Source organism: Streptomyces sp. NPDC002092 (assembly GCF_053593775.1).
In genome coordinates this window covers 209,339-225,763 of sequence record NZ_JBSFDG010000016.1, presented here as the reverse complement: position 1 = coordinate 225,763, position 16,425 = coordinate 209,339, and the positions used below count along the sequence as shown (strand labels likewise).

Genomic DNA, 16,425 nt, shown 5'->3' with positions numbered 1-16,425 from the left:
CCTCCTCAAGTACCGAGCAAAAGCACCCCTGTTGGTCAGCCGGGGGTGTCACGCGCTTCAGAGGACGGCGGGAGGGACCTGTGGGTTGCCTGTGACCGACGATTCGGCTGGTGCCCGGTGATGCGATCAGGCCGACCCCGGCGACCAGGCATGGACTCCGGGACCGCGGGACAGGACCCCCCCAATGAGCCGAACACCGTTGCGCGCCGCCGTCGTCGGCACCGGCCACCGCGCCCAGACCTTCGTACGGGGACTCGCCGCCCGCCCCGGCCACCGCGTGGCAGCCCTGTGCGACCCGAGCCCGACGCGGATGGCCTTCCACAACCGGGTGCTGACCGCCGCCGGGGAACCGGCAGCCACCGAGTGGGAACCGGACCGCTTCACCGACATGCTCGCCAAGGAGGCCATCGACGAGGTCGTCGTCACCACCGTCGACGCCGCACACGACCGCTACATCGTGCCGGCACTGGAGGCGGGCTGCCGCGTCGTCACCGAGAAGCCGATGACCGTCGACGCGGACCGCTGCGCACGCATCCTCGACGCGGTGCGGGCGACCGGCAATTCCCTCACCGTCGCCTTCAACTACCGCTTCAACCCGGTGCACGAGAAGGTGCGGGCGCTGCTCGCCGACGGCGCGATCGGCGAGATCCTCTCCGTCCACTTCGAGTGGGTCCTCGACGTACGGCACGGCGCCGACTACTTCCGCCGCTGGCACCGCGAGAAACGGAGCAGCGGCGGCCTGCTGGTGCACAAGTCCAGCCACCACTTCGACCTGGTCAACTGGTGGCTCGGCGACGAGCCGCACGAGGTCTTCGGCTACGGCCGGCTCGGCTTCTACGGCCCGGAGGCGGGCGAACGCCACGGACTGCGCCGGGACTACGACCGCGCCCACGGAGCCGCCGCGGCCGCCCACGACCCCTTCGCGCTGGACCTGGCCGGGAACGACACCCTGCGCGCCCTGTATCTGGACGCGGAGGGGGACGACGGTTACCTCCGCGACCGCAATGTCTTCGGCGGCCCGGTCACCATCGAGGACGACATGGCGGTCCTCGTCCGTTACGCACGCGGGGCGACGATGACCTACCACCTCACCGCCTACTCCCCGTGGGAGGGCTACCGCGTCATGTTCAACGGCAGCGCCGGCCGTCTCGAGCTGGAGGTCGAGGAGAGCCGCTGGGCCCAGCCGCGGACCCCGGTCGCCTCGGACAGCGGTGCGCTGCACGGAGACACGGCTGCCGAGCACGCGGGCGGTGCACGGCTCACCCTGCGCCCGCTGTGGCGGCCGCCCGTCGAGGTGCCGCTCGACGCCGCCCACGAGGCCCACGGCGGGGGAGATCCCCGTATGCTCGACGCGCTCTTCGGACCCCTGGACCCCGGTGCGCCGGATCAGGACGCGACAGCGCATCCCACCGCCACCCAGCGCGACGGCGCCCTCGCTCTCGCCGTGGGGCTCGCCGCCAACCGGTGCTTCGAGACGGGACGGCCGGTGGCCGTGCGGGACCTGGTCCCCGGGGTGTGGCAGAGCTGAGGGGGCGTCAGGACCAGGCGCGGTAGGGCTCGTCGACCAGCTGGAAGACCGGCTCGCCGCGGACCGGGTCCTTGGCCGTCGACAGCCGGACCCGGTCACCGCTGTGGATGGCGATCAGCGGGCCCATGACCCTGCCGCGCACCACGAATCCCTCGGCCATCTCCACGAGCGACACATTGCGCGCGGCGGGGGTGTTGCGGTGCACGATCGTCGCATGGCGGACCGTGCCCACGCCCTCGCTGCGCTCCGTCCGAAGGTCGCCGCCCTGGCAGACCGGACACAGCAGCCGGTGGTACATGGCGGTGCCGCACCAGGTGCAGCGCTGGAAGAGGATGGTGTCCGCATCGGGCGCCTGGGGATCGAGCACGCCCGCCGCGGAGCCGGCTGTCTGACGAGCAACGTTTCCTGAGTGGTGGTACACGCTGGTCAACTCCCTGCGCTCGGCCCGGAATCCCGCGTGCGCGGGTCAACCGTGCACGCACGTGCCCGGTCACCGTGCCACCGTGCACGGCATCAATGTATGGCACTCAGTGTCATACGTAAAGACACTGCGTACCCTCAATAGGGGACTCCGGTCAGTCCTGCGCGAGAGCGCTCTCGATCTCCTGGACCACCCGCCACAACGGTGCGCGACGCCGGGAGACGACCACCACCACGTCCTCGGGTTCCTCGTCCTCGGGCACCGGGCGCGTGGTGAAGGCCTGCTGTACGTACCCCAGGGCGTGGTCGAGGGCCGCGCTCGCGTCCTGCTGCCCGTCCGAGCGCAGCCAGGAACGCAGTGCGTTGTTGTGCGCGGCCGCCACCGCCGCGGCGATCACGTCGGCCTGCAGCGTCCCGTGCGGACGGCCCGCGAGGCGGCCACGCAGATGGTCGGCGAAGGCGCGCTCGTAGCGCCACACCACCGAGAGTTCGTACGCCCGCAGTCCGGGCACCTTCTTGGTCAGGCGGTAACGCTGCACGGAGAAGGTCGGGTTCTCGGTGTACATGCGCAGCACGATCCGCACCGCGTCACAGACCCGCTGCACCGGTTCGTCCTCGTCGCCGCTGTCGGCGAGGAACGCCGTCATCTCGGCCAGGCACCGCTCGTGGTCGGGGAAGACCACGTCCTCCTTGGAGGGGAAGTAGCGGAAGAACGACCGCCGCCCGACTCCGGCGAGCGCCACGATGTCGTCCACCGTGGTCTGCTCGTAGCCCCGCTCCAGAAACAGCTGGAAGGCCGCCGCGACCAGGGCGTCCCGCATGGGTGGCCGCGCGGCAGCCGGCTCCGTCTTCATGAACGGGAAAGTAGCATCCGCACGGCACGGATGGCACTCAGTGCGCCGCCGAAGGGAACTGAGTGTCCTCCTGTGGGGCTGCTGAACTGTCGCGGTGCGGGACGCGTATCACTCCCCGGGAACGGCGGAGGCCCCGCAACGGGGACGGAAGGAGAGCACAGTGCCCATACCTCCCGCATCGGGGTCACCGCAGGACCGCCTGCCGCTGGAGCCCATCCGGGTGCTGCGCCCGCGCCGCACCGACGCGCTGGCGGAGCTGTTCAAGGAGATGGAGCAGGGCACCGGCGATCTCGAGCGCGTCGCCGTGCCGGACCCGCGGTCCTGGGACGAGGGCGAGACACAGGAACTCCCGCCCGTGCGCACCGGGCACGACAGCGCACCGCGCGGTGGCGACCGTTTCGGCTTCGGGCCCGGACTGCGCCGCGCCGCCGTCACGATCGCCGTCGCCGCGGCCGCCCTCGTCGGCTTCGGCGGCGCCCTGCTGCTGCACGAAAGGAACGACGCCGTCGCCGCACCGGAACCCCGCCCCACCGTGTCCGCCGAGCCGGCCGCGACCGCCTCCGCCTCCGCCGCGTCGGACCCCGACGGCCCGGGCACCCTCCGCGAGGGCGACAGCGGCCCCGCCGTGACCGATCTGCAGGAACGCCTGCTGCGCATCCCGGACGTCTACACGGGCGGCTCCGCCGGCGGCACCTACGACGCCACCCTCAAGGCCGCGGTGGCCCGATTCCAGCTCTGGTACGGCATCCGGGGCGACGAGACCGGCGTCTACGGCAACGACACCAGGGCCGCACTGGAGTCCCGGACGGCCTCCGGCACCGGCTGACACCGCGGGGGCCCCGCCGCCTACCGCGGATCCGCAGGCACCCGGATGTCGAGCACACAGACGTCGTCCCGCCGCTCACCCTCCAGCATGGCGGCGAGCATGGGCGCCAGGGAGCCGGGCTCGTCGTTGTGGTGGCTGAGGACGGCCTCGGAGAGCCGTTTCAGGCCTCGGTCGAGGTCCTCCGCGGGCCGCTCGACCAGGCCGTCCGTGTACAGGAGGACACGGTCGCCGGGTGCGAGGGTCAACTCGGCCTCCGCGAAGTCCGGCGCCGTGCTCGCGCCGAGCAGCATGCCGCTGGGGCGGTCGAGATAGTGCGCCTGGCCGTCGCGCAGCAGCAGCGGCGGCGGATGGCCGGCCTGCGCCCAGATCAGCCTGCGCTCGGCGGGGTCGTAGCGGGCGAGGACCATGGTCGCGGTGCCATGGGGTCCGCGGGAGTGCAGCAGCAGTGTGTTGAGCCGGGCGAGCGCTCCCGTCAGCGAGGACCCGGTGATGACCATGCCCTTGGCGGTGAAGCGGAGCTGGGCCATCGTGGCGACCGCGTCTATGCCGTGACCGGCCACGTCGCCGACGACGAAGAGGGCTTCCCCGTCGGGCAGTTCGATGGCGCTGAACCAGTCACCGCCGACGTGGGTGCCCGACTGGGCGGGCAGATAGGCCACTTCGACACGCAGCCCCGCCAGGCGCACGGGCCGGGTGGGCAGGGGCAGCAGGGCGTGCTGCAGCCGGCCGGCCAGCGTCCGCTCGGCGCGCAGCACATCGTGCTGGCTGAGCACGGCCCGCTCGCTCTCGACGAGGGCGAGCTCCGCGCTGCGCTGTGCGGTGAGGTCCTGTACGACGCCGTGCACCTCGAGGGGCCTACCGGCGGCGTCCGGCACGGCCTCGGCGACGGCCCGCAGATGCCGCAGCCCGTCCGCCGTCCTGATGCGGAACGGGACGTCGAAGGGGCGGCCGGCACCCAGGAGTTCGCCGATGGCACGGGCCAGCGCGGGGGCGTCCGAGGGCAGGGCGAGCCCGGGCAGGTCGGTGAGGCCGACCGGGCCTTCGCCCAGGTCGCGGCCGAGGAGCTCGAAGACCTGCGAGGACCAGGTGGCCTCGTGCGTGACCAGGCTCCAGCTCGCCCAGCCGAGACTCCCCAGCCGCTGCACGTCCGCGAGGCGCTGTTCCTGCCGGTCCGAGGAACCGTGCCGCACCCACGTCACGAACAGCCCGTCGCCCAGCCGGGCCGCCCGCACCGTGTAGGTGGACAGCTCCGCGACACCGTCCACGACCTCCTGGTGCGCGAACGGCGCGCTCTCGTACGGCTTTCCGGTGGCCAGCGCGCTGCGCAGGCCCTGCCACAGCGGCTCGCCCGCCAGGGCCGGGCAGGCCTCCTGGAACCGCCGGCCGACCAGGTCGGATCCGGCGCCGCCGACCACGTCGGCGGCCTGCGCGGTGGCGGCGTCGATGCGGTAGTCGTCGATCATGCCCGAGGTGCCGGGCAGCGGAGTGAGCAGCATGGCCGCGCCGGGCAGCGCTTCGAAGACGGTCTGCAGGGCCTGCACGGCTTCGGTGGCGTCGACGGCGGCCTGCGGACCGGTGGGGAAGTCCCGCAGACGTCCGGCGCACAGCCGGACGGCGGCCTTCAGATGAGCCCGCTCGCTCGCGCTGAACGGCCCGTTGCGGGTGCGCAGGATTCCGATGCAGACGCTCGGTGAGGCACCGGTCGGCACCGGCAGCCAGGCGCGGGACGCCCAGCGTTCGGACGGGTTCCCGATCAGCACGTAACGCTTGCGGTCCGCGGCGGCGTCCTCCAGCCAGAGCGGCTCGCCCGCCCGCAGGGCCTGGAGGGCGGGTACCCGGTTCATCGGCGGGATCTGCTGCCACTGGGCGGCGAGGGTGGCGTCGATGCCGGCGTGGCCGATCAGTTCGAGCCCTCCGGCGGGCGGTCGCGCATAGATCATGACCGCGTCGGCGCCCACCTCGGGGGCAAGCTGCTCCAGCAGGCAGGCGGCGAGGTCCTGCGGCGTGGTGACACGGACGAGCTCCCTGCCGAGAGCGCCGAGCGCCGCGGCACCCCAGTGGGCTGCCGCGTTCCGCGAGGGCGGCACGGCGGCTTCGGTCAGGACGGCGGGCTCCGGGACGGGGACGGCACCGCCCGGCGGCGGCAGGCTGCCGAGGGTGATCCAGCACTCCTCCAGCACGGTGCGGTCGGCGGCTGCCGCCCGTCGCTGCAGCTCCTTCTCGGCGGCGCCGGAGGAGCAGCCGGTCAGTGCCATGACCACACCCTTGGCCTGCTCCAGCACAGCCGACATGGCCGCCAGGTGGCGCAGCCGGTCCATCTCGGCGCGCTGCCTGGCGACGACCTGGGCCAGCGCGACGGTGTCGGCAGCGGTGCGGGGTTCCGCCGGGGTGTCGGGCTTACTCGTCACGCGTCGAGCATCGCACAACAGGGCGGGTTCGATCGTGGTCCAGCCTGAGCGGGCTTCACTCGAAAGGAGAAGGGACGGCGTGTCCAAGTGGACGCCGGGTCCGTCGGGCCTGTCAGTCGTCCGGCGGCGGGTACAGCCACAACCGGAACAACCGGCTGAGCAGCGGCATGACCAGATAGGTCAGCACCGGCAGTAGCAGGCAGGGGAACACAGCCGCCCTGAGCGGCAGGGGCCAGGCCGTGGTGCGGGGCGTCACCAGCCACTGGATCAGCAGGGTGAACGGATAGGCGCCGAGGAACGTGGTCAGCACCATCTTCCAGCGGGGCGGGGACTGTGCCGTGGTGCCCGGCAGGCTGAACCAGGTCTCCATCCCGGTGGTCGACTGCCGCTCGTCGTCCACCTCTGTGGCGATCCCCTCGATCCGCGCATGCCACTCGGCCCGTTCAGCGGACTCCAGCCACCGCGCCAGACGCTGTGGATCGGACCAGCGCAGCACCGCGTGATACCGGGGGCCGTCCTCGGGACGCAGCCAGGAGACGCCCTCGTTGCCCGGGAACCGACTGGCGCAGCGGGTGATCCCACGCGTCCAGTCCTCGAACTCCGCTTCACGGCCGGGGCGCACCTGCCAGGTCAGTACCGTGGTGACCGGATCGCGCCGGCGCAACTGGGTGGTGCTCATGCTCACCACGTGTGCCACGCGCGGCGCGAATCATGCCGTGCAGGCCCGGCCCGCCGCGGTCAGCGCCCCGAGTCGACCAACGCCTGGGAGACCGCGCGGACACTGCGCGCGATGTGCTGGAGCTGCAGCACCTCCGCCGCGTACAGCTTGATCGTGTGCTCGATGACCGACTCGGGCAGGCCGAGCGCGGGCAGATCGGCGCGTGCGGTCTGCAGCGCGGTGCGCGCGACCCGGATCTCGTGCTGCACCTGGATCTGCGCATGGCGGGCCAGCAGCACGGGGTGGCGCATCAGGGCCGGGTAGCTGCCGTAGCGGGCCGGCACCAGTTCGCGCAGCCACTTGGCCGCCGAGCGCTCCCAGTCGTAGGAGCCGGGCGTCTTGACCTGGCAGGGCCAGTCCGCACTGATGCGCGTCGTCGTCAGTTGCATGATCATCGCTTCCGGGTGTGCGGCGTCGTGTGGGGGTGGTCCGACGTGGGCGGGCGGCCCCGGTCTAGGGGATGACCGGGGCCGCCAAGGGCGCTCGCGGAGGCGAGGCCCGACCGAACACCCTGGGCGCCGACGCGGGTAGGAGACGGCGGCTTCGGGTGTCCGTGCAGGAGCCCGGGAGAGCAGACGGTGCCGGCGCGGGGATGGTGTAGGCGCATGGGCGGACCGTCGGCTTTCTCCGGGCTGATGCGGGTGGGGACAGGGTGCGGAACGTGTCCGGAGTGGGCCGGTGCGCGATCCGTGAGAAGTATTTATATATGCCGTCCGGTTTGCAAGAAGCATGAAAACATTCATGCGCAGTATGTTGCGAAAGGTCCCTTTGTAATTCCGCTGTAACACCGGTCGGGGACGCCGGATCAGTCGCGCAGGAAGAACTGGTGCTGGTCGGAGATCTGCTCGTACTCCTCGAGCCGTGCCTGGGTGCGCTCGGGATCGGCGTCGGTCATGGCCTGCAGCAGCGCGGCGGCGATCACGCCGGGTGCCGCGTAGGAGTCGAAGACCAGGCGGGAGCCGGTGCCGGTGGCGAAGACGATGTCGGCCTCGTCGGCCACGAGCCCCAGCGCCAGGTCCGTGACCAGGGCGACCTTCAGCCCGGCACTGCGCGCGACCCGGACGGCCGTGAGCGTCTCCTGGGCGTGCCGGGGCATCGAGAAGGCCAGCACCCAGGTGCCGCCCGCCTCACGCGACTGCAACAGCGCGTCGTAGGCGACGCTGCCGCCCCGCGTCACCAGCCGCACGTCCGGGTGGATACGGCGCGCGGCGTAGGCGAAGTACTCGGCCAACGAGACGGAGATGCGCAGGCCCAGGACGGTCAGGGGCGTGGACGCCGACAGCTTGCGGCCGAGCTCGATCAGCTGGTCGGGGTCGGCGAAGTCACGCCGCAGGTTCTCCAGGTTCTCGATCTCGGCGTCGACCGCCGCCTGCAGCTCGTTGCTGCCGTTCTCCTCGGTCGCGGCGGGGCCGCCGGCCAGGGTGCCGAGGGCGATCGACTGGAGCTTCTCGCGCAGCGCGGGGTAGCCGCTGAAGCCGACCGCCGCGGCGAACCGCGTCACCGAGGGCTGGCTCACACCGACGCGTTCGGCGAGGTCGGTGATCGACAGGAAGGCCGCTTCGGTGATGTGCTCGATGAGGTACTGGGCGATGCGCCGCTGGCCGGGGGAGAGCCGGGGCCGGTCGAAGAGTGTCCTGAGCTGGGAGGCCGGGGCGGCCTCGGCTTCCGGAGCCGTCTTGCCCGAGGTGATCGCGGATGCCTGTGCACGTGCCTGCTGCGGCGATGACACCGGTGCGCCTCCTTTGTCTCCCACAGTGCTTCAACATAGCCCACACACCTTCGTGACCAGGGCTTGTGCGGCGGCATCCGGCGCCGACGTCACCGGCGGTAGATCGTGATCGAATGCCCGACGTCGTCGACCGGACGACTGCTGCGGATCAACGCGGCCAGCCGGCCTTGAGCCTTGGCCACCGCCGAGTCCGACACGACGAGCAGCCCGTGCACCTGAGGCGGGGGCACCTGACGCGGATCGGGCGCGTCGATGCCGTAGTACGACGGCACTCCGCTGCCCTTGTACACCAGCCAGATCCGCTCGCCGCGGTAGCGCTGGTGCAGCCGGTCGGCGAGCCGCCCCAGGTCCTGCCCCCAGTCCACGTTGGAGTCGTGCAGCCGCAGACGGGTCTCGGCGGGACCGCCGAACGCCTCGTTGGAGTACGGCAGATAGTACGGATACGTCAGCAGCGAGCTGACCGCGACGAACACCAGCAGCGCTCCCGTCACGAGCGGCGCCCACCGCCGGCGCACGGCGAGCACACAGCCCGCGGCCACCGCCAGGAACATCGGCACGAAAATCGCGTACCGGGTCCCGAAGTCCCGCGACCCGGTCATGGCGGCGGCCAGCAGCACACCGGCGGGCACCAGTACGTACGGCGCCGCGGGCCGCAGCCGTCGCACCGCTGTCAGCACCACGGCCCCGGCCACCCACAGGGCGAGCATGCCGAGCGGCGTCTTCACCAGCAGGGCGGCCGGCAGGTAGTACCAGCGGGACCCGGTGTACAGATGCCCGAACAGGAAGCCCTGCCACGGGTAGTTCTCCAGACCGAACTGAATGCGCATCCCGTCCCGGTAGGACGCCGGCAACGGCAGCAGCCGCACGAGCAGCCCCTTCACCCCGTGCACCGCGGGCACGGGCTGCTCCGGCGTCCACCGCAGCCTTGGGTCGACCACCAGATACGACGCCCACACGACGGCGACCGCGGCCACCGCCGCCACGCCGGCACTGAGAGCCGCCCTCTTGCGGCGGTTCTCGGCTCCCGCCCGCCACACCGACCAGGCGGCCAGCGCCAGCAGCACCGGAACCGCCGGGAGCACGCTCATCTTGGTCGCCAGCCCCGCCCCGAGCGCCACCCCGGCCAGCGGCACATACAGCCGGGGCCGCCGACGCGCCCGCCACAGCAGCCAGGCCGAGGTCAGCACGAACCCGGCCGCGGGCACGTCGAGCGTGGCCAGCGAGCCGTGGGCGATCACATCGGGGGAGAAGGCGTACAGGGCGAGCGCCGCCAACCCGGCCGCGGCGCCCGCGAGTTCACGGGCGAAGGCGAACACGACCAGCCCGAACAGCAGCGTCAGCACGATCATCGGGAGGCGCGCCCAGAACATCAACCGCCATGGATCGTTGCCGGACTCGTACAGCAGATGCCGCCCGGACTGCCCCTGATCACCTTTGTACGAGGTGTCGACGTGCGGACCTGCGATCGCCACCCCCACCGCGATGACCAGCTTGCCGAGCGGGGGATGCTCGGGGTTGAGACGCACCCGGTGCTCGTGCAGATAGTCGGCGGCCGTGGCGACGTAGACGGGCTCGTCGATCGTCGGCGTCTGCTGCACGGCGGTGGTGACCATCGCCGCGGCCATCTGGGCCAGCAGCGCGACGACGAGGAGCGGCAGCAGCCACCGCCCGCGCGGGCGGTCCGACCGCTCGGGGGCCGTCGCCGGCGGCCGGTGTTCCTCGTCGTCGTGTGTGCCCGGCTCGAGGACCGAGTGCTGTTCGTGCGCCATCATCCGCCCCGCGGTGACACGGACCGCGAGGGGGCGGGAGCGATCCGGACCCGTTCCATGGGCCCTACTGTCGCATCAGCTCCCGCCTCCCGGGCCCTACGACCTGGCTCCCCAGGTCGTCACCGCTTCAGGAGTCGTACCGACAGACCTTCCGTCGTGTAGACGGGTACGGCCCGCAGCCGGTCGGAGTTCAGCTCGATGCGGTCGAACTGGCCGCGCAGCCCCGCAGCGCACAGGACGCGCACCTTGCTGCCCGCAACGGGTGGCTTGTCGGCGTCCAGGTGCAGCGTCAGCACGCTCCCCCTGCCCAGCACAGCCCGGCGCGTGACCTCGAGGGCGGGCTCGTGGCCCGAGCGCAGCGTCAGCTCCAGCGCACCCGACTCCTGCGCGTATACGCCGTGCACCTGCACGGGCCGCTGCAGCCGCAGCGTGCCGCCCGACACCCGGACCTCGCCGTGGCCCAGCGCGTGGGACGAGGCGGCGACCAGCACGCCGTCCTTCACCACGGTGCCGCCCGTGAACTTGTTGTGGCCGGTCAGGGTGAGCGTGCCGCTGCCCCGCTTGGTCAGGCCGCCGTCGCCGCAGATGTCGTTGCGCCAGCTGTCGGCCGCGCCGAAGCCGCCCGCTGCCGCGTCGAGCGTGACGGTCACATCGGAGTCGAAGGCGCCGTAACCGTCCGCCGCGGCGAACAGGTTGAGCCGCCCCCACTGCTCGAAGCCGTCCAGCAGCACATACCCGGAGGGCAGCGCGGTCGTGCGCAGCACCTCGCGCCGCTGGTCGGCGTCCAGGTACGGCAGCCGCGTCTCCAGCAGCACCTCCGCGCCCTTCGGCACGGTCAGCGGCTCGCTGCGGCCGTGACGGGTCAGCACGTACGTCAGCCGGGGCCTGACCGCACGCGCGTTGGCCTCCCGGTCCGCGTACGGGTCGGTGGCGTCCGAGTGCGCGTAGGCGTACAGGGTGTCGGCCGTGGTGCCGGTCTGCGCCTCGAAGTAGGCGAGGGCCTGGGCGCGGGCCGCGGCCTTGAGGGCGGCGTTCGCCGGGTCGGCCAGGGTGGCGGCGGCCAGCGCGGTGGCCATGATGCGGCCGCCGATGACGTCGACCGTGGAGTGCATGCCGGCCATGATCCGGGTGTGGCTGAGTTCGAGCGCTCGTGTCACCAGCTCCTGGAAACGCTCCGGAACGGCGTACGCGTAGGCCAGGCCCGCCAGGTGGAAGGCGTTGGTGTGGCCGCTGGGGAAGCCGCCGTCGTCCGCCGGGGAGGTGCTGCGCTGGCGCAGCAGCTGCGGGGCGACGATCACCTTCGAGTCGTAGACGGGGAAGCCGAGGGCGTCTGTCCTCCCCGTGTCGACGACCTCGCTGTCCTCGTTCATGCGCCATGGACGCGGGTACAGGTAGGCGTACTTGGACGGGTTGCCCGAGGCCCAGTTGCCGCGGAGCGTGTCGACCAGTTCGGCCACCTTGCCGAGTGCGGAGTCGTGCGAGCCGGCGCCGAGGGCGGAGCCGGCCGGGGCGTCCGCCGGCACTGCGTCGTCGATCTTGGTGGGCGGTGTGCCGTCGGGGGCGCTGGTGATCGAGGTGACGGCCTTGGCGCCCGCCTTGTAGAGGTCGGCCAGCGGTCCCAGGCCCGCGATCATGGCGTAGCTCTGGTGCTGGCGGTCGTAGAGGAACGCCTCCTTCGCCTGCGCGTCGGTGCGCGCGGCGGTGATGCGGGCGCAGTAGCGCATGTTGGCGCGCAGTATCTCGGGCCGCAGGGGAGTGCCGGTGTTCCAGGCGCCGCCGGTCTTCCATATCTGCGCGAACCCGCCCAGCACACGGACGACCGCGTTGGTCTCCGGCGTGAGGTTCGTCGGGAGGTTGGTCCTGTAGTCGTCGACGAACGCCGCGGGCGTCGTGGCGGCCTTGGCGTCGGCGGCACCCAGCCACGAGACGAAGGTGGGCGCGGCCAGCACACCGGCCGAGGCGCCCAGGGAGGTCTTGAGGAACCCCCGCCTGTTCACGGTCGGTCGACCGGCCTTCGAGGAGGAGCGGTGCCCGGCAGGTGACGGCATGCGTGTGCCTCTCTTCAGTTCTGCGGCCCTGCGGCCGGGGAGGAGATCGTGCGATCAGAGGTGTCCCGCGGGACGCATGAGATGTGCGAATCCGGTGCGTCCCGTGAAGCTTTGAGCGAAGATCTACGGCCGGGTCCTGTCCCGTCGGCGAGGGCCCGGCGGCCGTGACGTGTCGGGTGCGTGAACGCGGGCCGACCGGTTCACAGGATCGAACGGGCCAGCGCCACCGCACCCTGCACCGGCGGTGCGCGCAGCGGCTGCGGGCGTGCTCCCGGCACGGACCTCGCGAGCGCCGTCGCGAACGCGCCGTACAGGGAGGCCTGGGCGAGGACGGTGCTGCCCGCGACCACCACGTCGTCCACCACGACCCCGCGCGCGGCGAGCCGTTCCACGAGCGCGGCCAGCGAACGGCCGGCCTCAGTGATCACCGCTCGGGCGATCGGTGAGCCCGCCTCGGCGGCCGCGAACACGACCGGCGCGTGCCGGCCCCACTGGGCGGAGACGTCCGTGGCGCTCTCCAACGCGGCGCCGAGCGCCGGTACTTCGGAGACGTCGAAGGACGAGAGGAGACCCCGGGCGAGTTCGTCGGGTTCCTCCCCGCGGTCGTGCGCCGCCCATGCGGCCCGTGCGGCCTCGCGGACGAGACCGGCCGCGCCACCCTCGTCGCCGAGCACCGCGCCCCAGCCGCCGACCTGGACGGAGGTCCCGTCGGTGAGCCGGCCCACCGCGACGGAACCGGTACCGGCGACCAGGCCGACGCCCTTGTCCAGTCCCGCGGCGGGCACGAGCAGCTCGGCGTCGCCCACGACCAGCGCGGGCGTGCCGAAGTGCTGTTGCAGGGCGGTACGTATCGCGGCGCACTGGCGCGGGGTCTCACAGGCGTGGCCGCCCACGGCGACGGCCGACGGGCGGGCGCCCGTCGGCAGCGCGTCGGCGGCCAGCGCCGCCAGCCAGCCGGCGGCGGCCACGGGGTCGTGCGGCCGCCAGCCGCTGCTCGTCCGGACATGGTCGGCGACAAGCTCCGTACCGGCGTAGGCACGCAGCTGTGTCTTGGTGCCGCCCACGTCGATGCCGACCGCGAGGGGCGTGGAGTCCTGCACGGAACCTCTTTTTTCGTCGTTGCACTGGGCGCGACGGTCGGGCGAACCGTGCCTGAGATTAAGGGAGTTGGTGAACTAGGGAAGCCCCGGGACGGGCTTCTGGCGGACACGGCAGGCGAGTACCGTGAAGTTCGTTAGGAAGTTAACTAACGAAGTACAGTGCGTCAAGAGGCATCGCGCACTCGACCACTGAGCGGCCCGTGACCCGTGGGAGAACTGTGATACACGACGTGGCGGAAGCCCCCCGTCTGACCGAGAGCGCAAGCGCGGTATTCGCCGTGCTCGCCGAGGCGGGCAGCGCGACCCGGCCGCAGCTCGCCAGCCTTGCGGGCCTGTCCAAACCCACCGTGTCCTCCGCCGTCGCGGAGCTGGAGAGCGCGCGGCTCGCCGCCCACTCCGGCACCGCGTCCGGCGGCACGGGCCGTTCCGCCGCCGTCTACGGCCTCGGACCCGCCGCCGGGACCGTACTCGCCGTCGACCTCGGTCCGGCCCTGACCCGGGTGCGTGGCTGCGCCCTGGACGGCACCCTGCTCGCCCAGGCCACCGGCACCCGGGAGGAGGCCGCCGACGTGGTGCGCGAGGCACTCGTCGCGTTGCCCGCCGGCGCCCCGCTGCGCACCGTCGTCGTCGCCGTCGGCGACGTCACCGCACGCGAGAAGGAGGGCGCCCGGATGCGCCCCGCCACGGCCAAGGCGGGCCCCGTCTTCGACGCCATGGCCGTCGCCCTGCCGCCGGGCGTTCCCGTCCACCTGGAGAACAACGTCAACTGCGCCGCGCTCGCCGAACTGCACGAGGGCGCCGCGCTCGGCCGGCACACCTTCGGCTATCTGCGGATCGGTGTCGGTATCGGCCTCGGTATCGTGGTGGGCGGCCAGGTGCTGCGCGGGGCCAACGGCGCCGCCGGTGAGCTGGCCCGGCTGCCCTACCCCTGGGACGACGGCCGCGAGCCGCGTCATGAGGCCCTGGAGGAGTACATCGGCGCCCGTTCGCTGCTGCGGCGGGCGGCCGCGGCCTGGCCGGACGAGGAGGGGCCCCGCCCGCGCACCGCCGAGCAGCTCTTCGCCCTGGCAGAGGAGGGCCGGGCGGCGGCCCGCGCCGTGATCGGCCGCCATGCCACCGACGTCGGCCGTCTCGCCGCCGCCGTGACCGCCGTACTGGACCCGGGACTGATCGTCCTGGGCGGCAGCACCGGCGCGGACCCGCAGATACTGCCCGGTGTGCGGGCGGAACTCGCCCGGCTGAGCTGGCCCACCGAAGTCGTCAGCAGCACGGTCGGTGATCTCGGCACCGTCGTGGGCGCCGCCCGGCTCGCGGTTTCGCGAGGAGTCCAAACCGTGACCGAGGCCGCGGGGGCTAAGGATTGACGGCCTCCGACTCGACGTGCCAATGTCCGGACAAGCGCTTTCTAAGTCGGCCGGGACGCCGACTCCGGGTGAGCCTCCCGCCCGTACGCGAAGTACGGCAGTCGCACGAGGGCGTGCTTGTGCGACGACGGCCCTCATGGCCGGGGACGCCGCCCGCTCCAGGCGACGCGGCCGGGCGAGGCCGTGCCCCCGGAAAGCGAAATTTCCTGCAAAATGCACCCGTGCCGCCTCGGCTGGCGCCGTGCTCCGTCCAGTACGACGAAAAGGGAAGAAAATGACCAGTGTGGGTGTGCGGCGCTCCCGCCGACTCGGCCGCGGCGGCATAAGCCGTGTGGTTCCCCTCGCTGCCGTGGCCACGGCAGGTGCCCTTCTGCTCACCGCCTGCGGCGGGTCGGGGTCCGGCTCGGGCGGGAACTCCAAGTCCCTGACGTTCTGGATCTCCACGGTTCCGGGGCAGGACGCGGGCTGGAAGAAGCTGGTGGCGCAGTACAAGAAGGAAGCCGGCGTCGACGTCAAGCTCGTCAACATCCCCTACGACGGCTACACGACGAAGCTGCACAACTCCGCGCAGGCGAACGCTCTGCCCGACGTGGCGGCCGTGCCGGCGCTGGACCCGATCTGGTCGAACAAGCTGATCGACCTGAGCTCCATCGCCGGCAACAAGAGCTACAACATCAACGCCAACTTCCTCGCCAAGGACTCGTCCGGCAAGGTGCTGGCCATCCCCTCGGACGTCACCGCGTCCGGCCTGTTCATCAACAAGACGCTCTTCCAGAAGGCCGGCGTCTCCTTCCCCACCTCGCCCTCGAAGACCTGGACCTGGACCGACTTCACCGCGGCCGCGAACAAGGTCCGGGAGAAGACCGGCGCCAAGTACTCCCTGACCTTCGACCAGTCGCCCTCGCGGCTGCGCGCCATGGTCTACGAGATGGGCGGGAAGTACGTCCACGCGGACTCCTCCGGCAAGTTCTCGGTGGACGCTGCGACGAAGAAGGCCGTGAACACCTTCGTCGGATGGAACGACGACAAGACCATGCCGAAGTCGGTGTGGACCAGCGGTGCCGACCCGTCCGCGATGTTCCAGAGCGGTGACGTGGTCGCCTACTGGTCCGGCGTGTGGCAGGTCGCCGCGTTCGCGGACAGCATCAAGAAGTTCGACTGGGCGAGCGTCCCGACCCCCGCCGAGCCGGTGCAGGCCAGTGACGTCAACAGCGGCGGCCTGATGGTGGGCTTCAACAACAACGGCGCCGCGGCCACCGCCGCGAAGAAGTTCATGACCTGGGTGTACGACCCGAAGCAGTACACCGAACTGGTCGAGAGCTCCGGATTCCTCCCGGTCGAGAGCGGTCTGAACCCGAACTACCCCTTCAAGTCCGACGCGGCGCAGTCGGCGTTCAAGCTGTACAACGAGGAGATCCCGCTGTACGCCCCGATCTCCGGCTACTTCAACGGCGCGCAGACGGACTGGGTGCTGAAGGGCAAGAGCCTCACCACCGACCCGACCAAGACGGAGCTCGGCAAGGCGATCAACGGCCAGCAGTCGGCCGACAAGGCCCTGGAGAACATCGTGGCCGGCTACAACCAGCAGGTCGGCGGCGGATCGTAGGCCACAGGGCCGGGGGCGGTGTCGCAGACGCCGCCCCCGGCCCTGAACGCCCACA

Annotated in this window: 13 protein-coding genes; 4 read left to right on the top strand and 9 right to left on the bottom strand. The window is 71.9% G+C overall.

The features are described from left to right. The first annotated feature begins 184 nt into the window (after window positions 1–184). Window positions 185–1,528: a Gfo/Idh/MocA family protein gene (locus ACWCRD_RS33295; RefSeq protein WP_450969457.1), complete on the top strand. Its 1,344-nt coding sequence runs from the start codon at window positions 185–187 to the stop codon at window positions 1,526–1,528. Window positions 1,529–1,535: 7 nt separating this feature from the next. Here ACWCRD_RS33295 and ACWCRD_RS33290 read toward each other — a convergent pair whose 3' ends face one another. Next, window positions 1,536–1,949, bottom strand: a complete 414-nt coding sequence (locus ACWCRD_RS33290; RefSeq protein WP_450969456.1) for a Zn-ribbon domain-containing OB-fold protein — start codon at window positions 1,947–1,949, stop codon at window positions 1,536–1,538. 154 nt (window positions 1,950–2,103) lie between these two features. Further along, window positions 2,104–2,769 carry a TetR family transcriptional regulator gene (locus ACWCRD_RS33285; protein ID WP_450969505.1) on the bottom strand — a complete coding sequence of 222 codons (666 nt, stop codon included), beginning with the start codon at window positions 2,767–2,769 and terminating at the stop codon, window positions 2,104–2,106. 193 nt (window positions 2,770–2,962) lie between these two features. Between ACWCRD_RS33285 and ACWCRD_RS33280 the strand changes: the two genes are divergently transcribed. Beyond that, window positions 2,963–3,628 carry a peptidoglycan-binding protein gene (locus ACWCRD_RS33280; RefSeq protein WP_450969455.1) on the top strand — a complete coding sequence of 222 codons (666 nt, stop codon included), beginning with the start codon at window positions 2,963–2,965 and terminating at the stop codon, window positions 3,626–3,628. A 20-nt stretch (window positions 3,629–3,648) separates the two neighbouring features. Here ACWCRD_RS33280 and ACWCRD_RS33275 read toward each other — a convergent pair whose 3' ends face one another. The 7 genes from ACWCRD_RS33275 to ACWCRD_RS33245 all read right to left on the bottom strand — a co-directional run bounded on the left by ACWCRD_RS33275 (window position 3,649) and on the right by ACWCRD_RS33245 (window position 13,400). Further along, window positions 3,649–5,946 carry a PP2C family protein-serine/threonine phosphatase gene (locus tag ACWCRD_RS33275; RefSeq protein ID WP_450969504.1) on the bottom strand — a complete coding sequence of 766 codons (2,298 nt, stop codon included), beginning with the start codon at window positions 5,944–5,946 and terminating at the stop codon, window positions 3,649–3,651. Between the two features lie 202 nt (window positions 5,947–6,148). Continuing rightward, window positions 6,149–6,715, bottom strand: coding sequence for an antibiotic biosynthesis monooxygenase (locus tag ACWCRD_RS33270; RefSeq protein WP_450969454.1), 567 nt, complete (start codon window positions 6,713–6,715; stop codon window positions 6,149–6,151). A gap of 59 nt (window positions 6,716–6,774) precedes the next feature. Further along, a complete protein-coding gene (locus ACWCRD_RS33265; RefSeq protein WP_450969453.1) occupies window positions 6,775–7,149 on the bottom strand; it encodes a hypothetical protein in 375 nt (124 codons plus the stop codon). 410 nt (window positions 7,150–7,559) lie between these two features. After that, entirely contained in the window at window positions 7,560–8,483 is a 924-nt protein-coding gene (locus tag ACWCRD_RS33260) for a MurR/RpiR family transcriptional regulator (RefSeq protein ID WP_450969452.1), read from the bottom strand. A gap of 89 nt (window positions 8,484–8,572) precedes the next feature. Next, window positions 8,573–10,255 (bottom strand): ArnT family glycosyltransferase, encoded by a 1,683-nt coding sequence (locus ACWCRD_RS33255; protein ID WP_450969451.1) that lies wholly within the window; start codon window positions 10,253–10,255, stop codon window positions 8,573–8,575. Window positions 10,256–10,371: 116 nt separating this feature from the next. Then, a complete protein-coding gene (locus ACWCRD_RS33250) occupies window positions 10,372–12,300 on the bottom strand; it encodes a phosphatase PAP2 family protein (protein WP_450969450.1) in 1,929 nt (642 codons plus the stop codon). Between the two features lie 200 nt (window positions 12,301–12,500). Beyond that, complete coding sequence (locus ACWCRD_RS33245) at window positions 12,501–13,400, bottom strand: N-acetylglucosamine kinase (protein ID WP_450969449.1); 900 nt, start codon at window positions 13,398–13,400, stop codon at window positions 12,501–12,503. A 230-nt stretch (window positions 13,401–13,630) separates the two neighbouring features. Between ACWCRD_RS33245 and ACWCRD_RS33240 the strand changes: the two genes are divergently transcribed. Beyond that, entirely contained in the window at window positions 13,631–14,764 is a 1,134-nt protein-coding gene (locus tag ACWCRD_RS33240) for an ROK family transcriptional regulator (RefSeq protein WP_450969448.1), read from the top strand. Between the two features lie 274 nt (window positions 14,765–15,038). Continuing rightward, the gene (locus ACWCRD_RS33235) at window positions 15,039–16,370 is read left to right on the top strand and encodes an ABC transporter substrate-binding protein (RefSeq protein ID WP_450969447.1); all 1,332 of its coding nucleotides are present in this window, start codon (window positions 15,039–15,041) and stop codon (window positions 16,368–16,370) included. The last annotated feature ends 55 nt before the right edge of the window (window positions 16,371–16,425 follow it).

What these genes read in the sequence shown, in the direction of transcription:
- ACWCRD_RS33295 (WP_450969457.1), top strand. Translation starts at nt 185, where the DNA reads ATGAGCCGAACACCGTTGCGCGCCGCCGTCGTCGGCACCGGCCACCGC.
- ACWCRD_RS33285 (WP_450969505.1), bottom strand. Translation starts at nt 2,769, where the DNA reads ATGCGGGACGCCCTGGTCGCGGCGGCCTTCCAGCTGTTTCTGGAGCGG.
- ACWCRD_RS33275 (WP_450969504.1), bottom strand. Translation starts at nt 5,946, where the DNA reads ATGGACCGGCTGCGCCACCTGGCGGCCATGTCGGCTGTGCTGGAGCAG.
- ACWCRD_RS33270 (WP_450969454.1), bottom strand. Translation starts at nt 6,715, where the DNA reads ATGAGCACCACCCAGTTGCGCCGGCGCGATCCGGTCACCACGGTACTG.
- ACWCRD_RS33265 (WP_450969453.1), bottom strand. Translation starts at nt 7,149, where the DNA reads ATGATCATGCAACTGACGACGACGCGCATCAGTGCGGACTGGCCCTGC.
- ACWCRD_RS33255 (WP_450969451.1), bottom strand. Translation starts at nt 10,255, where the DNA reads ATGATGGCGCACGAACAGCACTCGGTCCTCGAGCCGGGCACACACGAC.
- ACWCRD_RS33250 (WP_450969450.1), bottom strand. Translation starts at nt 12,300, where the DNA reads ATGCCGTCACCTGCCGGGCACCGCTCCTCCTCGAAGGCCGGTCGACCG.
- ACWCRD_RS33235 (WP_450969447.1), top strand. Translation starts at nt 15,039, where the DNA reads ATGACCAGTGTGGGTGTGCGGCGCTCCCGCCGACTCGGCCGCGGCGGC.